Below are 16,398 nucleotides of genomic sequence, written 5' to 3'. Positions count from 1 at the left end.
CTCGGTTCCGGATACGCCGTAACTGCGTCAGCTGAACTGGCCGGGGGTGCGGCCGGGGCCGGCCGGGCCGCGGTAGGCCTGGGCGATGTCCAGCCAGGCGTCGGCGTCCTTGCCGTGGGCCGTCAGGGCGAGGTCGTCGCGGTGCCGGCGCCGGGTCACCAGGAGGCAGAAGTCGACGGCGGGGCCGCTGATGCACTGCTCCGCGTCGGCGGGGCCGAACTCCCAGCGCGCGCCGGAGGGGGCGGTGATCTCGTAGCGGAACTCGGTCTCGGGCGTGGCGAGTTTGCGGGCCTGGTAGCCGAAGTCCCAGGTGCGGACGGCGAATTCGACCAGGTAGCGGAGCCGGTCGGTGGGCTCGCGGCGCACCCCGAGCGTGTCGGCGATGTCCTGGCCGTGGCCGAACAGCTCCATCATCCCGGCGGCGGCGAGAATCGGCGCCGTCAGCGGGCGGACCAGCCACGGCACCGGCCGGTCCGCCGGGACGGCCGCCAACGCCTGCTCGGCGGCGCGGCGTTCGGCGTTCCAGCGCTCCAGCAGGATCTGCGGGGTGCTCGCCGCCAGGTAGGGCTTCAGGGCCTGCTGCACGGCTCCGTCGAAGTCCGATCCGATGCTCGCGGCCAGTGCCTTGAACGTCTCGGGGTCGCCCGCCGCCGTTCCGGCCAGCTTGAAGGTGGCCGCGAGGTGGGCGATCTGGTGGGCGATGGTCCAGCCGGGCGCCGGGGTGGGGCGTGCCCAGTCGGTGTCCGCGAGGTCGGCCACCAGGGCCTCGACGGCCTCGCCCTCTGCCACCAGTGCGGAGATCACGTCCTGCGAGCCGGCCATCTCTCTTCCCTTCCGTCGAGCGGATCCGGATATCTGATGCACCGTCAACACTCAAGCCAGAGCGGTTAATCGGGGCACATCCAGTATCATCCGCCCGGCGACCGGCAGGCTTCTCCGTCCGTGCTCTGCGCCCCCGACGACCACTCCCCGTCCAGGGCGCACGCACGGCGGCGGCGTCCCGACGGGGAGTGGTGGGCAGTGCCGGACCGGCCCTAATCGGCCGCCGGGGCCAGGGTGACGGCGGCGAGCCGGCTGCGCCGGCTGATGTACCAGGCGGCCGCCCCGCAGAGCAGGGCGAGCGCGGAGACCGCGAGCAGCACCGCGGAGGCCGAGGAGACCAGACTCGCCAGCAGCAGCGGCCCGGTCAGGCCGCCGAGCCGGTTGAAGAGGGAGACCAGGCCGGTGGTCCGGCCGCGCCGTTCCGGGTCCGCGAGGTCGGCGGCGATCGGGAGGAAGATCGCGGCCATCGAGTTCACCGAGAACAGCGCCGCCACCAGGGCGCCCGCGCAGATCCAGCCCACCTTGGCCACCGCGCCGCTGGCGGTGAGCGCCACCAGCAGCACCGCGGTGGCGGTGGCCAGGCCGGCCGCCATGGACGTCGGTCCGAAGCGGCGGTAGCCCACCATCAGCAGCAGGGCGCACGGGATCATCGCGACCGCCGCCACGGTGAGCATCAGGTTGGCGGTGTGCACCGGCACCCCGCCGATCCTGGCCAGGCTCGGCACCCAGGTGCTGAGCCCGAAGGTCAGCAGTCCGATCAGGGTGGCGAAGGCGCGCTGCAGGCCGTGGGTGAGGGTCCGCGAGGAGTTGGGGAGGTGCTGGACGACCGGTGTGCGCCGGGCCGCGGGGGCGCGGGCGGAGCCGCGGTTGGGGACGAAGGGGGTGAGCAGGGCCAGGGCGGCTCCGGTGGGGGCGCCGATCAGCCAGAGGATCCGCCAGCCGAACACCGGCTCCAGCCAGAGTGCCGAGCCGGCGGCGATCAGGTAGCCGACGGCGGTGGCGACGACGGAGAGCGCCACCACCACCGATCCGCGCACCGGTCCGCCGACGGTCTCGGTGAGCAGGGTGATCAGCAGCGGGGCGAGGCCGCCGACCGCCAGGCCCATCAGGGCGCACATCACCAGGTTCCCGTGGAAGGTGGGCATCGAGCCGCACATGCTGGTGGCGGTGAATCCGAGGGTGGCGATCAGGTAGGAGCTGCGCCGGCCGATCCGGTCGGTGAGCACGCCGAACAGCACGGCGCCGACGGCCGTTCCGCTCAGTCCGCTGACCGCCAGCAGGGAGGCCGTCCGGGGATCGAGGCCGTACTCGGCCCGCATGCCGGGGATGACGAAGCCCAGGGTGGAGGTCTTGCTGATGTCGATGGTCAGGGCGGCCGTGCCGATGGCGGCGATCAGCAGCCGGCCGCGTCGGCCGGTCCGGGTGTCGGCCGCGTCGGCCGGGTCGGCCTGCGGCCGTCCGCGCAGGGCGGCGCCGACCACGACGAGCAGCAGCCCGGCGAGGGCGGTGAACATCTCCGGCATGTCCGAGAGGGCCATGCCGTGCAGCTTCCGTCCCGGGTCGGCCGGCATGTGGTCCATCGGCATCGCGGGATCCATCGCGAAGGAGTGGTGGAAGGCCACTGCGGAGGAGACCAGCACGATCACGCCGCCCAGGGTGAGGAGCAGGGTGGCGGCGGTTGCCCTGCCGGGGGCTTTGGTGGACAAGGGCGGCCTCCGTTGACCAGCGGGGTGACGGTCGGCGCGATGGGACGTCGACCTACTCGCTCCGGCCCTCGCCCGACCCTGGAACATTGCGTCAGGTGACTGGAAAGCTACGGGTGGCACCCGGAGCGCCGCTTCTCGCATCGTGCGGGGATCAGGGGGTTGTGCACCGCGAACGGCTCTGCCATAACGGCGTTTTGCTTCACTGGGGGGATGAGTCCGCGTCGATCGGATCCCAGTGCCCGTCCCACCCTGGTGGACATCGCCGCCCGGTTGCTGGCGGAGGAAGGCCCGCAGGCGCTGTCCGCCCGCCGCATCGCGAGCGAGGTCGGCACCTCGACGATGGCTCTGTACACCCACTTCAACGGAATGCGCGGGCTGGTGCGCGCCATGGTGCACGAGGGGTTCACCCGGCTCCAGCACTATTTCACCCGGGTCGAGTTCAGCGACGACCCGGTGAGCGACCTGGCCCTGCTGGGCCGCGCGTACCGGTGCAACGCGCTGGCCAACCCCCACCTGTACGCGGTGATGTTCGGCGGTTCCTCCTTGGCCGGTTTCTCGCTGGACGAGGAGGACCGGCAGTACGGCCGGTACACGCTGGCCGGCGTGGCCGAGTGCGCCGCCCGCTGCATCGAGGCCGGGCGGTTCCACGCGCAGGACGCCGAGCTGGTGGCCCATCAGATGTGGTCGGCGGTGCACGGCTTGGTCGTACTGGAGCTCGGCGGCTACCTGACCGAGCCCTGGGACGCCGACCGCCTGCTGGAGGCGCAGTTGGTGGGGCTGATGGTCGGGGTCGGCGACGTGCGGGAGTCCGCCGCCGGGTCGGTGGCGGAGTCGGCGCGACGGCTGCGGGAGGACCTGGAGGGCCTGGAGGGCCTGGAGGACCACCGGCAACACCCGTAACACCTGCCCCGGCCACAACAGGCGTAACAGCCCCCTCCGGTGCATCTTCTGAATTGCTGCGGTATTTCAAACATATACCAGCCAGTATCCCGCACCGGAGTTTGCCAATTGAAAGCACTGGGCATCCGTTGAACTTGTCATGCCCACCTGCTAAGGTCATCAGTTATTGTGACGCAACTCTGCGTCACCGACTCATTACGGAAAGGAGTGAGAAACCTCGCAGGCTCCGGTGGTCCAAGGACATCCGAAACCTCGGCGTCCCACAATTCGATACCGGAGCCGAGTCTCTGTCGACCAGCGGTACGGGAGAACCTGGAGTCGCTTTGAAGCCCGCTATCGAACAGGCCGTGGCTCGGGCCATCGAGGTCATGCACGAGAACATCGGCGAAATACTGACCATAGACGACATGGCACAGGCAGCAATCTACAGCAAATTCCACTTCTCCCGGGAATTCCAACGGGTGACCGGCGTCTCGCCGAGACGCTTCCTCTCAGCCATCCGCATCGAAGCCGCCAAACGCCTGCTCATCGAGACGACCTACACCGTGACCGAGATCAGCCACCGCGTCGGCTACAACAGCGTCGGCACCTTCAGCTCACGGTTCGCCAGCAGCGTCGGCACCTCCCCCACCATGTTCCGCCAGTTACGCGGCTTCACCACCAGCATCGAGATCGACTCCCGCCGCCGGAGCCCCCTGGCGGAACTCACCACCGTCCGCGGCGAGATCCGGGCCTCCGTCGCCGAGGACCTCGGCCGCGTCTTCGTCGGACTCTTCCCCACCCGCATCCCCGAAGGCCGGCCCGTGGCCTGCACCGTCCTCCCCCGTCCCGGCGCCTTCCACCTCGACCGCGTACCCCCCGGGACCTGGTACCTCCTCGCCCACTCCGTCCCCGCCTCCTTCGACGAAGTCCTCACCGGCGAGGTCTCCGTCGGCTCCATCGGCCCCCTCGAAATCCGGCGGGACACACCGGTACGGCCACTGGGACTGCGCCTGCGCCCGGTCCGCGCCCTCGACCCCCCGGTCCTCCTCGCCCTCCTGGACGTCCGGGCAGCGGCCTTCAACGGAGGCACCGCCATCCCGGAAGCCGGCTGAACCCACCGTCGCGACGGGCGTCCACCTCGTCGGGGCATTACCCCGTTCAGCAATCCCCACGCGTCATTTCACCCCCCTCGGAACGGCCCGAAATGCGCGCGCGTCGACCCACTCGTGATCCGCGTTCCCCTGGCAGTGCGTCGCGATCACGTGAACGGCACCCGAATTCAGCGCGAACAACCCTTCGGGTGCGGGCGGAACGGCGGCGCCGATGCCGAGATCGCGCGCCTCCTCCGGCGTCTCGATCCGGTCGATCGACAGGCTCGCCAGGTCCGCCGAAATGCTCGTGTCCCGGATATCGGAGAAGAGGACATCGATGCGCTCGTCGGCCTCGAACCTCGGCTCGCTGCGGAACAGGAGCCTGGAACGACCGAATCCGTAGGACCAGACCATGAATTCGCGATCCCATTCGGTCAGACGCATTCGCTGACCCCATCCGGTGTGACGCAACGGCCGAGAGGCCCCCTCGCGTGGCAGCAGCCACGGCGGAGGGGACCTCTCGGCCCGGCTATCCGATTCGACGAGCGGATCGACTACGTCCCGCCATTACCGGCGCCGGCACGCGCGGCCCGGAATCCCGGTCATCCGGCGGCCCGCAGGGCGGCACGGTCGGGCATGTCCGGCCGGACGTCCTTGCCCCCGGGACGGAAGGTGATCGAGTCCCATGACCGGTTGCCCCACCTGACGGCCGCACCGATCTCATCCGCGGTGAATGACGCACAGTCATGGATGCTCGCTCCGCTCACCGTTCGGCTCCTCCGCGACGACGGTCGTCGATGCTCAGCCGGAGGACCAGGCCGACGATCACCGCGCCGAGGACCAGACTCACCGGGCCGGTGCCCAGGTCGAGGCCGCCCCGCTGGTGGCTGACTCCGGCCCAGTCGGCGAAGCAGGCGCCGAGCGGGCGGGTGAGCACGTAGGCCCACCAGAAGGTGAGTACCGGCGGAGCGCCCAGCAGCCGATGGGCGAGGGCGGGCACCGCGATCATGGCGGCGAAGAGCAGGCCGGAGGGCAGGTAGCCCCAGCCGAGCGTGGCAGCGGTCAGGTCCCCCACCGCCGTGCCCAGCGCGAAGGTGGCCAGGACGGCCGACCAGTAGAGGACCTCCCGGCGGCCGCCGGCCACCGACTCCACCGCCAGGGTGCCCTCCAGCCGCCGCCACAGGCCGAACACCGCTGCCAGGGCCAGTGCGAAGGCGGCGGTGGAGACGGCGTACGGCACACCCAGCGCGACGTGCGCGACATCGGCGGCCATCGTCCCGAACACGCTGACCATCACCACCGCCGTCCAGTACACGGCCGGCACGTAGCGGCGGGCCCGGGCCTGTGCCGCCAGCGCGGCGGCCAGCAGGAGGCCCGCCGACGCGACGGCCGGAACCGGCCCCAGCACCCGGGCGAGGTAGTCGGAGGTGGTCTCGCCCATGCCGGTGGTGAGGATCTTGACGACCCAGAACACCGCCGTCACCTGCGGGACCTTGCTCCGCAGCAGGCCTACGGGGACGGGCCGGCGGTGGTCGGTCCCCCGCGGGACCGTGGTGGCGCCCACGATTGCGGCGCTCCCTTCTCTCGGGGTCAGCTCTCCTGAGGCCGGCTCTCCTGAGGCCGGCGCTCGTGAGATCGGCTGGAGCCTGGGGTCAGCGGCCCAGGACGGTGTTGCCGGTGATCGCACCGCTGGTGCCGTCCAGCGTCACCAGGTGCCGCACGCCGTCCGGGCCGAGGACCACGGCCTGCCAGGCGCGGCCACCGCCCTGCTCGGTGACCGGGCTCAGCGACTCCACCTTTCCGCCGGCCACCGCCGCCGCGGCCTTCGCCACCGCGTCCGCCGCATCGGTGGACGGCAGCGGGGCCGGAGCCGGCCGGCCGACGGCCCGGGCGCCGCCCTGCCGGCCGCCGTTCCCGCCGTTCCCACCGTTCCCGGGGTGCTCCCGCTTGGCCTGGCCGTGCTCGCCACGCTCGCCGTCGCCGTACCCACCGTGACCGTGGTCGGCCGCGGCCACCTCCTTGCGGTCACCGCGGTGCTCGCCGTGGTGCCCGGCCACGTGGTGCGCCGCCACCGCGGCCCCGCCGGCCACCACGACCACCGCCGCACCGGCCGCCACCCACCGCACCGGACGCCCGCGCAGCCACCGCCGCGCTCTGCGCGCCTTGCCGACGGGCTTCGTTCCCGGCTGCTCCTCCGGCCGGCCCTGCTGCGGGCCCTGCTGCCGACCCTGTGCCTGCTCGAACTCCATGGGCTCGCTCACTGCGCCCACCCCTTTGCATCCCGGCCCGGTCCGGGCCCTGTGCCCGGATCACGGTCGGCACAGCATGTCCGGCCCTTGCTGAAGATCGGCTGAAGACCCGAGGGGGCCTTCAGCTGCCACTCATCGCGACCTGCCACCCTGGAGGGCATGCGCGTACTGGTAGTAGAGGACGAGCGCCGTCTGGCCCTGGCCCTGCAGCACGGACTGACCACCGAGGGCTTCACCGTCGACGTCGCCCACGACGGCCTGTCCGGCCTGGCCAAGGCCACCGACCACGCCTACGACGTGATCGTCCTCGACATCATGCTGCCGGGCCTCAACGGCTACCGGGTCTGCTCCCGGCTGCGCGCCAGCGGCAGCGACGTCGGCATCCTCATGCTCACCGCCAAGGACGGCGAGTGGGACGAGGCCGAGGCCCTGGACACCGGCGCCGACGACTACCTGTCCAAGCCCTTCTCCTTCGTCGTCCTCGTCGCCCGCCTCAACGCCCTCGCCCGCCGGATCGGCACCCGGGCCCCGCGCCGCACGGTCCTGGGCGACCTGGTCGTCGACTCCGCCGCCCGCACCTGCACCCGCGCCGGCGGCACGATCCCCCTCACCCCCCGCGAGTTCGCCCTGCTGGACCACCTCGCCCGCCGGGCCGGGGAAGCCGTCTCCAAGCGGGAGATCCTCGACCAGGTCTGGGACAGCGGCCCCGACGCCGACCCCAACACCGTCGAGGTCCACATCAGCGCGCTGCGCCGCAAGATCGACGCCCCGTTCGGGCGCGCCGCGGTCCAAACCGTGCGCGGGGCCGGCTACCGACTGGCGGCCGACGGTGGCTGACCGACCTACGGTGGCTGACCGGCCGACGGCCCGCCCGCTGCGCCACCGGGCCCGGGCCGCCCTGCGCCGGGCCACCCGGCACCCCCGCACCACCGCCCTGATCCACCGGCTCGCCCCCCGCTCGGTCCGCACCCGCACCACGCTCGCCGCCTGCGCCAGCGTCGCCGTCGTCCTGCTGGCCGCCTCCGCCGCCGTCCTCCTGCTGCTGCGCGCCAACCTGGAACGCACCGTGGAGACCGGCGCCCGCGAACAGGCCCAGGCCGTCGCCCGGCTCGCCGCCGACCGCCAGCTCACCGCGCAGCTGCCGCTCGGCCACGGCACCGACTTCATCCAGGTCGTCAACGCCACCGGCCACGTCATCGCCGCCAGCGGCAACCTCGCCGGCCAGCCCCCGCTCGCCCCCGTCCGCACCCGGGACGGCCACCGGAGCTACAACGTCCACGCGCTCGGCGCCGAACGCCACCAGCGCGTCACCACCGTCACCGCGGCCTCCCCCACCGGCCCGGTCACCATCCACGTCGGCGTCTCGCTGCGCACCGTCGACGCCGCCGAGGACGTCACCACCGCCGCCCTCGCCGCCCTCAGCGGGCTGCTGCTGCTCACCACCGCCGTCCTCACCTGGCGCGCCACCGGCCGGGCGCTGCGCCCGGTCGAGGCCATCCGCGCCGAGGTCGCCGCCATCGGCGACCGCGACCTCGCCCGGCGCGTGCCGGAGCCGCGCAGCGACGACGAGATCGCCCGGCTCGCCCACACCATGAACGCCATGCTCGAACGCCTGGAAGCCGCCGGCACCCGCCAGCGCCGCTTCATCGCCGACGCCTCCCACGAGCTGCGCAGCCCGCTGACCGTGCTGCGCACCCAGCTGGAGGTGGCCCTCGCCGTCCCCGACCCGGACGTCCGCGCCGACCTCGTCGCCGGCGCCCTCCAGGACACCGAACGCCTCCAGGCGCTGGCCACCGACCTCCTGCTGCTGGCCCGCCTGGACGCCACCGGCCGGGAACGCCCAGGCCAGCGCGTCGATCTGGGCGAGCTCGTCGACACCACGGTCCGCGCCGGAGGCCCGCAGCCGCGCCCCGTCACCGTGCACACGGCGGCCGACATCGCCGTCCCCGGCAACCCGCAGTGGCTGGGCCGGCTCCTGACCAACCTGCTGGACAACGCCCGGCGCCACGCCCGGCAGGAGGTCACCGTCCGGCTCCACCGGGACGACGCCACCGGCGAGGCCGTCCTGGACGTCTCCAATGACGGCCCGGGCATCCCACCCGCCGATCGCGAGCGGATCTTCGAACGCTTCACCCGCCTGGACGACGCCCGCAGCCGCGACGACGGCGGCACCGGCCTCGGCCTGCCCATCGCCCGCGACATCGCCACCCTCCACGGCGGCACCCTCGCCGTCCTGGACACCCCCGGCCCGGAGGTCACCTTCCGGGCCCGGCTCCCGCTCGCCACCGCCCCGGCACCCGCACCGTGACACCCGGGCGGCCCGGGAAAAGCCGAGGGGCCCGCACCGTGCGCAGTGCACGGTGCGGGCCCCTCGTCGCCGGACGGAGCCGGCGTGCGTCACATCAGACCGGGCGGATGTTCTCCGCCTGCGGGCCCTTCTGGCCCTGGGTGACGTCGAACTCGACCTTCTGGCCCTCGATCAGCTCGCGGAAACCGCTGGCGGCGATGTTCGAGTAGTGAGCGAAGACGTCAGCGCCGCCGCCGTCCTGCTCGATGAAGCCGAAGCCCTTTTCCGAGTTGAACCACTTCACGGTACCGGTAGCCATGAGAAATCTCCTTCGAGACTGTGCGAAGTCTGCACCGTGCAGACTTTCGAGTCGCCGCGATGAGAACCCACCGGAAGAGCCGGAAACAAAAAATGCGCCTGCAAGGATCAGCAGGCGCACACAAAGTTCATGGGAACCACTACTGCAACTGCTTCGACTGTAGCAGGCCCGGGGCCGCCCCGACGGAAATTCCGGGTGAATTTTTTTCTCCACCCCGCACCGGGAGGGGGCTCAACCGGCCCGCCGGGGGCAGCAACAGGCCTACCCCGCGGGCCAGTTGGGCCATCCGCCGCGGCACGCGCGGCCCGCTCCGACCCGGCCGGATTTTCCACCCTCCAGGGCGCCCCGTTCCCCCGATTTTCAGAGCATACTGACCAGGGTGAGGAAAACACCGGCAGTCCGGCGCCCCCTGCCCACCAGTCCCTTCAAGGCCAGGCCCGACGCGCCGCCCAAGCGGTTCGCCGTCGGGGACCGCGTCACCCACGACAGGTACGGCCTCGGCCGGGTCATCGAAATCGAGGACGAGGGCAACGCCTCGGTCGTCGTCGACTTCGGTGCGCGAAAGGTACGGATCACCCCGCCCTACGCCACGATGTTCGTCCTCTGATCGACGGACACCCAGGCGAGCGCCCCGAGAACCCCGCGCGCCCCACCGAGCATCCCCGCGCCGTCCGCCGCCCCGTGGTGCGGGCGGTGTACGTCGCCGCGTCCCGGCTGGACGCGGGCCGGAGCATGGCGTCCTTCCTGGGGACACCCGTGCCGGACGACGGCACGGGCCAGGCCCCGCCCGTACGAGGACTCCCGGACCGTGCTCTTCGGTGACGTTCCGGACGGCGAGGCCCCTCCACCTACATCGTCTGCGACCGGGACCGGGCCCTCGAACCGGCCCGGCAGGAGGAGCTCGCCACCCGCTCCGAGGCCGTCCACCGACTGCCCGGCAGCCACTCGCCGTTCCTGTCCATGCCCCGGGAGCTCGCCGGCTTCCTGGGGCGGACAGCCGCCCCCGCCACGGTGGGCTGACCGGCCGGGGGCCGCAGGGAACAGGGCCGGGGCCGACGCGGCACCCGCGTCAGCCCCGGCCGCAGCGGTGGCCCGGCAGCAGTCGGTCAGAACCACTCGGGCCGGCACTCCGCCGCCGTCCGGTCCAGGCCGTCGAGCAGGTCGAACTGCGGGCCGGTCCGCGGGAGTTCGACCCGGAAGAAATACCGGGCGGCCTGCCGCTTGCCCTCGTGGAAGGCCTCCGTCCCGGCGCCGAGGGCGAGGAACTGCTCCAGCCAGATCCAGGCCAGCACCACATGGCCGACCGCCTCCAGGTAGACGGTGGCGTTGGCCAGCGCGGCCGCCGGATCGCCGGTCGACCAGAGTGCGGCGGTGGTCCGCCCGATCCTGGCCGCGGCCGCCTCCAGGCGGGCGGCCAGCTCGGCCGCCTCTCCCCCGGCCTCGGCGGCCCGGGCGGCCGTCTCCCCGATGGTCTCCAGGAGCAGCGCCAGGCCCGCGCCGCCGTCCATGACGACCTTGCGGCCGAGCAGGTCCAGCCCGTGGATGCCGTGGGTGCCCTCGTGGATCGGGTTGAGCCGGTTGTCCCGGTAGAACTGCTCGACGTCGTACTCGCGGGTGTAGCCGTAGCCGCCGTGCACCTGGATGGCGAGGTCGTTGGCGGCCAGGCACCACTGCGAGGGCCAGCTCTTGGCGATCGGCGTCAGCACGTCGAGCAGCAGGTGGGCGCGGGCCCGCTCGGCCTCGTCCTCGGCGGTGGCCTCCTCGTCCAGCAGGCGGCTGCAGTACAGGCCGAGCGCCAGCGCCCCCTCCACGTAGCTCTTCTGGGCCAGCAGCATCCGGCGCACGTCGGCGTGCTCGATGATCGGGACCTGCGGGGCGGTCGGGTCCTTGTGCCCGAGCGGGCGGCCCTGCGGGCGGGTGCGGGCGTAGTCGAGGGCGTGCAGGTAGCCGGTGTAGCCGAGCGCGGTGGCGCCCTGGCCGACGCCGATCCGGGCCTCGTTCATCATGTGGAACATGTAGGCCAGCCCGTGGTGGGCCCGGCCCACCAGGTAGCCGACCGCGCCCGGGGCACCGCCGGGGGTGTGGCGGCCCTCGCCGAAGTTGAGCAGGGTGTTGGTGGTGCCGCGGTAGCCCATCTTGTGGTTGAGGCCGGCCAGGACCACGTCGTTGCGCTCCCCGAGCGTGCCGTCCGGCTCGACCAGGAACTTGGGCACGACGAACAGCGATATGCCCTTCACGCCCGCCGGAGCGCCGGGGATCCTCGCCAGCACCAGGTGGACGATGTTCTCACTGAGTTCGTGGTCGCCCCCGGAGATCCACATCTTGGTGCCGGTGATCCGGTGGCTGCCGTCGTCGGCCGGCACCGCCCGGGTGGTGATGTCGGCCAGCGAGGAGCCGGCCTGCGGCTCGGACAGGCACATCGTCCCGAAGAAGCGGCCCTCGGCCATCGGCGGCACATAGGTGTCGATCTGCTCCCGACTGCCGTGCGCCAGCAGCAGGTTGACGTTGCCGACGGTGAGCAGCGGGTACGAGGCGGTGGCGATGTTCGCGGCCTGGAACCAGGCCCGGCAGGCGTTGGCGACCACGACGGGCAGCTGCTGGCCGCCGACCTCGTAGTCCATGGAGACGCCGACCAGGCCGGCCTCCGCGTAGACCTGCAGGGCCTCCTTCACCTCGGGGATGATGTGCACCCGCTCGCCGTCGAAGCGGGGCTCCTCGGCGTCGTTCTTCTTGTTGTGCGGGGCGAAGTGCCGGGTCGCGATGGTCTCGCTGAGCTCCAGCGCCGCGTCGAAGGTGTCCCGGTCGTGGTCGGCGTAGCGGGGGCGGCTGGTCAGGGAGGTGACGTCCAGCCAGTCGTACAGCAGGAAGGCGAGGTCGCGGCGGGAGAGCAGCAGGGAGTCCAAGGCGGGGCATCCGATCGGGAGGGCGGGGCGGGTACGGGTACGGGTACGGCGGCAACCGGGACCTTCCCACCGGCCGCACCGCCGACACCACGGCTTGATCCCCGGGATCGGGGCCTCGGCTGATCCTCGGTGCCCAGCGGCTGACCGGCGTCGGTCCCGGACTGCAGCGCCCGGACCGCCCCTGCTTCCTCCGACGCGAGCCCCCGCAAACCGTCGGGCCCGGCGCCCCTGTCGAGAGGGGTGCCGGGCCCGGCGGTTGCTCGCGCACGCCCCCGCCGGGGCATCGACGGGGTTCGGCGGGGGCGCGGCGAGTGCTCAGAGGTGGGCGGCGAGTTCCTTGGGGCTGAGCGCGTCCTCGCGCAGCCGCTCCTCGGCCGTCTCCTCGATCCGCGCCATGAACCGGCGCAGCAGCGGGGGCGCCATCAGCGAGGTGACGATGGCGACCAGGATGACGACGGTGTACATCTCCTGGCTCAGCACGCCGAGCTTGAGGCCGACCATCGCGACCACGACCTCGATCACGCCGCGGGCGTTCATCCCGGCGCCGAGCGCCAGGCCCTCCCAGTGGCTCATCCGGCTGATCCGCGCGCCCAGGTAGGCGCCGCTGAACTTGCCGATGATGGCGATCGCCAGCACCGCGAGGCCGGCGAGCAGCACGGTGGGCCGGGTGAGGGCGGTGAGGTCCATCCGCAGTCCGGCGGTCGCGAAGAACACCGGGGCGAGGATCGAGACCACGACGGTGCGCACCGGGGCGAGCCGGTTCGGGTCGGCCAGCGGGGTGCCGGTCAGGGCGAGACCGCACAGGAAGGCGCCGAAGACCGCCTCCAGGCCGAGCGCCTGGGTGCCGGCGGCGGCCAGCAGCAGCGCGGCGACCAGGAGGGCGAGGACGGACGGGCCGGCCGCGCCGTTGGCGAGCCGGGGCCCGGCCGCCTTGGCGATGCGGCGCAGCACCAGGGCGAGCACCACGACGACCACCAGGTTGGCGATCGAGTGCAGGATCTGGCCGCCGGAGACGCCGACGGTGGCCATCGCCGAGACGACCGAGAGCAGCAGCCAGCCGACGATGTCGTCGACGGTGACGGCGCAGAGGGTCAGCTGGCCGATGTTGCGGTGCAGCAGGCCCAGTTCGATCAGGGTCTTGGCGATCACCGGGATGGCGCTGACGCCCATCGCGACGCCGACGAACAGGGCGAAGGTGCTGCGGTCGGAGACCCTGCCGAGCAGCGAGTCGGGCAGCATAAAGGCCAGCCCGATGCCCAGGGCGAGCGGGACGACGATCCCGGGGACGCTCACCCGTACGGCGGTGGCGCCGCGCTTGCGGACCAGCCCGAGGTCCATCTGCAGGCCGGTCACGCCGACCATCAGGATGACGCCGATCTGTCCGAAGGCGTCCAGCAGGTGGAAGCGGGCGGGGTCGTGCGGCAGCAGCCACTCGGAGAAGCCGGGGGCGAGGTGTCCGAGCAGCGACGGTCCGAGCAGCACGCCGACGAACAGCTCTCCGACGACGGCGGACAGCCCGAGCCGGGTGAACAGGCGTCCGAGCAGGACGGCGAGCCCGAGCAGCAGGCCCACTTGGAGGAGGAAGACCATCAGGTCATGGGCGGCGAGCGGCGCGACCGGTCCGACGGCCAACGGCACGGGGACTCCCTTGGTGAGGATAGGGGGCGGACGGTGTCGGAGCGCCGGAGGCCGGGTCAGGAGCGGACGCAGAGCCGCTGGTCGATCAGTCGCGCATGATCCGCTCGGGGTCCTCCATGGTGAACGCGCTCACGGCAGTGATCCTCTCCTCGCACTGCGGGGGAATGTCGGTTCTTCAGTCCTGAGTGAAGAACCGACAACGGGCGGGCGCCGCCTACGTGGTGTGCACGGTCTTCGTGGTGTGCACGATGCTCGGGCAGATCCGGCAGGCGTCGGCGCCGCCCTGGGCCCACCAGCGGCAGGTCGGCCGGACGGCGCAGGGCGGCGGTGCGAGCGCGCCGTCCTCGGCGCGCTCGGCCCGGCCCAGCTCCGACACCGCGTCGCCGAGCGAGCACCGGCCCTGCGCCCACTGCCGGCACGCCGACTCGACGCACGGGCCGGCGAAGCGGAACCGGGCCTCGGGCGGGCGCAGCCCGGGGGCGGCCGCGCGCTCGGCGAACCCGGCGGTCACCGGCAGCGGCGGGTGCAGCGCGGCGACGCTGCCGTCCGGCCGGACGATGCCGAGCAGCAGGTGGCCGGGGGTGCAGGAGCTGCTGGGGCAGGTCGTGCCGCCCCTGTCCTGCGCACGGCCGGTGTCCGCACGGCCGGTGTCCGCGCCGACGGCCTCCGCCCCGGGCACTCCCCCGGCCACTACCTCTCCGGCTCGAAGATGATTCCCAGGAACGGGCCGCCCAGCGGGCCCGGCTTGGGGGCCACCTCGTTGGGAGCCACCTCGCGCAGCGGGGGCGCGAGGTCGAGCTCGGCGACCTCGTCGAGCACCGTGCGCCGCACGGCGTCCGCGATCCGCTCCATCGTCTTCGGCGGCAGGTCGCCCTGCACGGAGACCTTCAGGCCTTGCTTGGACATGCTCTTGTCCTCTTCTTCCGGGGATCGGGCCGACGGTCGGCCGACCCACCGACGACGCTCCCACCGCGCCCGGGGACCCGCGAACCCGGTTGGCCGACTCGGGTGAGCGCGCCGCACCGGGCCGGACTCCGCCTCGGGCCGGGCGCGGCTCAGGCCGGGGCGCCGTGCCACGGTGCGTGCACCGCGACCTGGGCGCGCAGCTGCCGCAGTGCCCGGGCGGAGGCGATGCCCACCGCGCCGTGGACGTGCCCGTCCCGTACGCAGGCGGCGGCGTAGCGGCGCTCCGCGAGGCTGCCGTCGACGGGCTCGAAGCGGTCGGCGTCGCCCGGGCTGCCGAAGGCCTGGATGCGCAGCCCGTACTGGTCGGTCCACAGGTACGGGACCGGTTCGTAGGCCTGGCGGGCGCCGTCCGGGCCGGCCAGCAGGTTGCGGGCGACGCACTGCGCCTGTTCGGTGGCGTTGGTGCGCTGTTCGAGGCGGCGCAGGCGCCCGGTGCGGGGGTCGGGCCAGGCGGCGGCGTCGCCGGCGGCCCAGACACCGGGGCCGGCGGCGCAGTGGACGTCGCAGACCACGCCGTCGCCGAGCCGGACGCCGCTGTCGGCCAGCCATGCGGTGTCCGGCACGGATCCGATGGCCATCAGGACGACGTCGGCGGCGAGTTCGGTGCCGTCCGTGAGCCGTACGCCGGCGGCCCGGCCGCGGTGCCGGACGAGCTCCGTGGCCGTGCCCTGTCGGATCCGCACCCCGTGCTCGCGGTGCAGGCCGGTCAGCAGCGCGGCCGTCTCGGCGCCGAGGACGCCGGCCAGGGGTGCGGCGGTGGACACCAGCCAGGTCACCTCGGCACCGAGCTCGACGGCGGTGGCCGCCGCCTCGGCGCCGAGCAGGCCGCCGCCGACCACCAACAGCCGTACACCTGCGTGGAGTTCGGCGCGCAGGGTGAGGGCGTCGGCGAGGGTGCGCAGCACGTGGGCGCCGGCTGTCGGCTGCTCGGCGCCGGGCAGCCGGCGGGGTCGGACGCCGGTGGCGAGGACGACGGCCTCGCACCGCACCCGCCCGCCGTCGGACAGCTGCACCGTCCGCTCCCGCCGGTCGAGGCGTTCGGCCCGGACCCCCAGGCGCAGGTCCAGGTCGAGGTCGTCCAGCGCCTGCGGGGCCCGCAGGGTCAGCCGCTCGGGCGTCCACTGCCCGCCGAGCAGGTGTTTGGAGAGCGGCGGTCGGTCGTACGGCGGCTCGGCCTCGGCCCCGATCAGGGTGAGGCGGCCGTCGTAGCCGGCCCGGCGCAGCGCTTCGGCGGTGTGCAGTCCCGCTGCGCCGGCGCCGACGACGGCGACCGCGCTCAGTGCGCTCACGCCTCCTCCAGCCGGATCGCGGCGGCGGGGCAGACCGCGGCGGCGTCCCGGACGGCCTGGTGGATGTCGGCCGGGGGTTCGGCGTCGAGGAGGACGACGATGCCGTCCTCGTCCCGCTGGTCGAAGACCTCGGGGGCGGCGAGCACGCAGCTGCCGGCGCCGCAGCACTTCTCCTGGTCGATGTGGACGAGCATGGGGGCGGTTCCCTTCGGAGCGATGGCCGGATGGGCCCGGGTGGGCCCGGGT

General features: G+C 73.1%; 17 protein-coding genes. 5 read left to right on the top strand and 12 right to left on the bottom strand.

All coding sequences use genetic code 11. The annotated features are described in order from the left end of the window. Nucleotides 1-27: 27 nt before the first annotated feature. Both BX285_RS19165 and BX285_RS19160 read right to left on the bottom strand, forming a co-directional pair. The gene (locus tag BX285_RS19165; protein WP_121175911.1) at nt 28-822 is read right to left on the bottom strand and encodes a TIGR03084 family metal-binding protein; all 795 of its coding nucleotides are present in this window, start codon (nt 820-822) and stop codon (nt 28-30) included. Between the two features lie 212 nt (nt 823-1,034). Then, nucleotides 1,035-2,528 carry an MFS transporter gene (locus BX285_RS19160; RefSeq protein WP_257032905.1) on the bottom strand — a complete coding sequence of 498 codons (1,494 nt, stop codon included), beginning with the start codon at nt 2,526-2,528 and terminating at the stop codon, nt 1,035-1,037. Nucleotides 2,529-2,738: 210 nt separating this feature from the next. Between BX285_RS19160 and BX285_RS19155 the strand changes: the two genes are divergently transcribed. Beyond that, nucleotides 2,739-3,428, top strand: a complete 690-nt coding sequence (locus BX285_RS19155) for a TetR/AcrR family transcriptional regulator (protein ID WP_121175909.1) — start codon at nt 2,739-2,741, stop codon at nt 3,426-3,428. A 368-nt stretch (nt 3,429-3,796) separates the two neighbouring features. Continuing rightward, nucleotides 3,797-4,522, top strand: coding sequence for a helix-turn-helix transcriptional regulator (locus BX285_RS19150; protein ID WP_097240417.1), 726 nt, complete (start codon nt 3,797-3,799; stop codon nt 4,520-4,522). A 63-nt stretch (nt 4,523-4,585) separates the two neighbouring features. Here the strand turns inward: BX285_RS19150 and BX285_RS19145 are convergent, their stop codons facing one another. From BX285_RS19145 to BX285_RS19135, 3 genes are all read right to left on the bottom strand, one after another. Continuing rightward, nucleotides 4,586-4,945, bottom strand: coding sequence for a hypothetical protein (locus BX285_RS19145; protein ID WP_097239097.1), 360 nt, complete (start codon nt 4,943-4,945; stop codon nt 4,586-4,588). A 319-nt stretch (nt 4,946-5,264) separates the two neighbouring features. Next, nucleotides 5,265-6,065 (bottom strand): hypothetical protein, encoded by an 801-nt coding sequence (locus BX285_RS19140; protein ID WP_398900585.1) that lies wholly within the window; start codon nt 6,063-6,065, stop codon nt 5,265-5,267. An 88-nt stretch (nt 6,066-6,153) separates the two neighbouring features. Next, nucleotides 6,154-6,762 carry a hypothetical protein gene (locus BX285_RS19135; protein ID WP_147465193.1) on the bottom strand — a complete coding sequence of 203 codons (609 nt, stop codon included), beginning with the start codon at nt 6,760-6,762 and terminating at the stop codon, nt 6,154-6,156. Between the two features lie 147 nt (nt 6,763-6,909). On the opposite strand from BX285_RS19135, the gene BX285_RS19130 reads away from it, so the two are divergent. Next, on the top strand, nt 6,910-7,587 hold the full coding sequence (locus BX285_RS19130) for a response regulator transcription factor (protein ID WP_097239095.1): 678 nt from the start codon (nt 6,910-6,912) through the stop codon (nt 7,585-7,587). A 10-nt stretch (nt 7,588-7,597) separates the two neighbouring features. Further along, entirely contained in the window at nt 7,598-9,058 is a 1,461-nt protein-coding gene (locus tag BX285_RS19125; protein WP_259470585.1) for an ATP-binding protein, read from the top strand. A 94-nt stretch (nt 9,059-9,152) separates the two neighbouring features. Here BX285_RS19125 and BX285_RS19120 read toward each other — a convergent pair whose 3' ends face one another. After that, complete coding sequence (locus BX285_RS19120; RefSeq protein WP_097239093.1) at nt 9,153-9,356, bottom strand: cold-shock protein; 204 nt, start codon at nt 9,354-9,356, stop codon at nt 9,153-9,155. 379 nt (nt 9,357-9,735) lie between these two features. Between BX285_RS19120 and BX285_RS19115 the strand changes: the two genes are divergently transcribed. Further along, complete coding sequence (locus BX285_RS19115) at nt 9,736-9,963, top strand: hypothetical protein (protein WP_097239092.1); 228 nt, start codon at nt 9,736-9,738, stop codon at nt 9,961-9,963. A 499-nt stretch (nt 9,964-10,462) separates the two neighbouring features. On the opposite strand, the gene BX285_RS19110 is transcribed toward BX285_RS19115, so the two are convergent. The 6 genes from BX285_RS19110 to BX285_RS19085 form a co-directional block, all read right to left on the bottom strand. Then, the gene (locus tag BX285_RS19110; protein WP_121175904.1) at nt 10,463-12,259 is read right to left on the bottom strand and encodes an acyl-CoA dehydrogenase; all 1,797 of its coding nucleotides are present in this window, start codon (nt 12,257-12,259) and stop codon (nt 10,463-10,465) included. Nucleotides 12,260-12,574: 315 nt separating this feature from the next. After that, entirely contained in the window at nt 12,575-13,897 is a 1,323-nt protein-coding gene (locus tag BX285_RS19105) for a cation:proton antiporter (protein ID WP_259470584.1), read from the bottom strand. 214 nt (nt 13,898-14,111) lie between these two features. Then, entirely contained in the window at nt 14,112-14,588 is a 477-nt protein-coding gene (locus tag BX285_RS19100) for a hypothetical protein (RefSeq protein WP_097239090.1), read from the bottom strand. After that, nucleotides 14,588-14,803, bottom strand: a complete 216-nt coding sequence (locus BX285_RS19095; protein WP_097239089.1) for a hypothetical protein — start codon at nt 14,801-14,803, stop codon at nt 14,588-14,590. The genes BX285_RS19100 and BX285_RS19095 overlap by 1 nt, the downstream gene beginning before the upstream one ends. 149 nt (nt 14,804-14,952) lie before the next feature. Then, nucleotides 14,953-16,152 carry an NAD(P)/FAD-dependent oxidoreductase gene (locus tag BX285_RS19090; RefSeq protein WP_259470583.1) on the bottom strand — a complete coding sequence of 400 codons (1,200 nt, stop codon included), beginning with the start codon at nt 16,150-16,152 and terminating at the stop codon, nt 14,953-14,955. Next, nucleotides 16,149-16,346 (bottom strand): ferredoxin, encoded by a 198-nt coding sequence (locus BX285_RS19085; RefSeq protein WP_097240413.1) that lies wholly within the window; start codon nt 16,344-16,346, stop codon nt 16,149-16,151. Before BX285_RS19085 ends, BX285_RS19090 begins: the two co-directional genes overlap by 4 nt. Nucleotides 16,347-16,398: the final 52 nt, after the last annotated feature.

The organism is Streptomyces sp. 1114.5 (assembly GCF_003635085.1).
Lineage (GTDB): Bacteria > Actinomycetota > Actinomycetes > Streptomycetales > Streptomycetaceae > Kitasatospora.
Note: the sequence above shows the minus strand (reverse complement) of the source record. Positions and strands in the feature narration are given on the sequence as shown.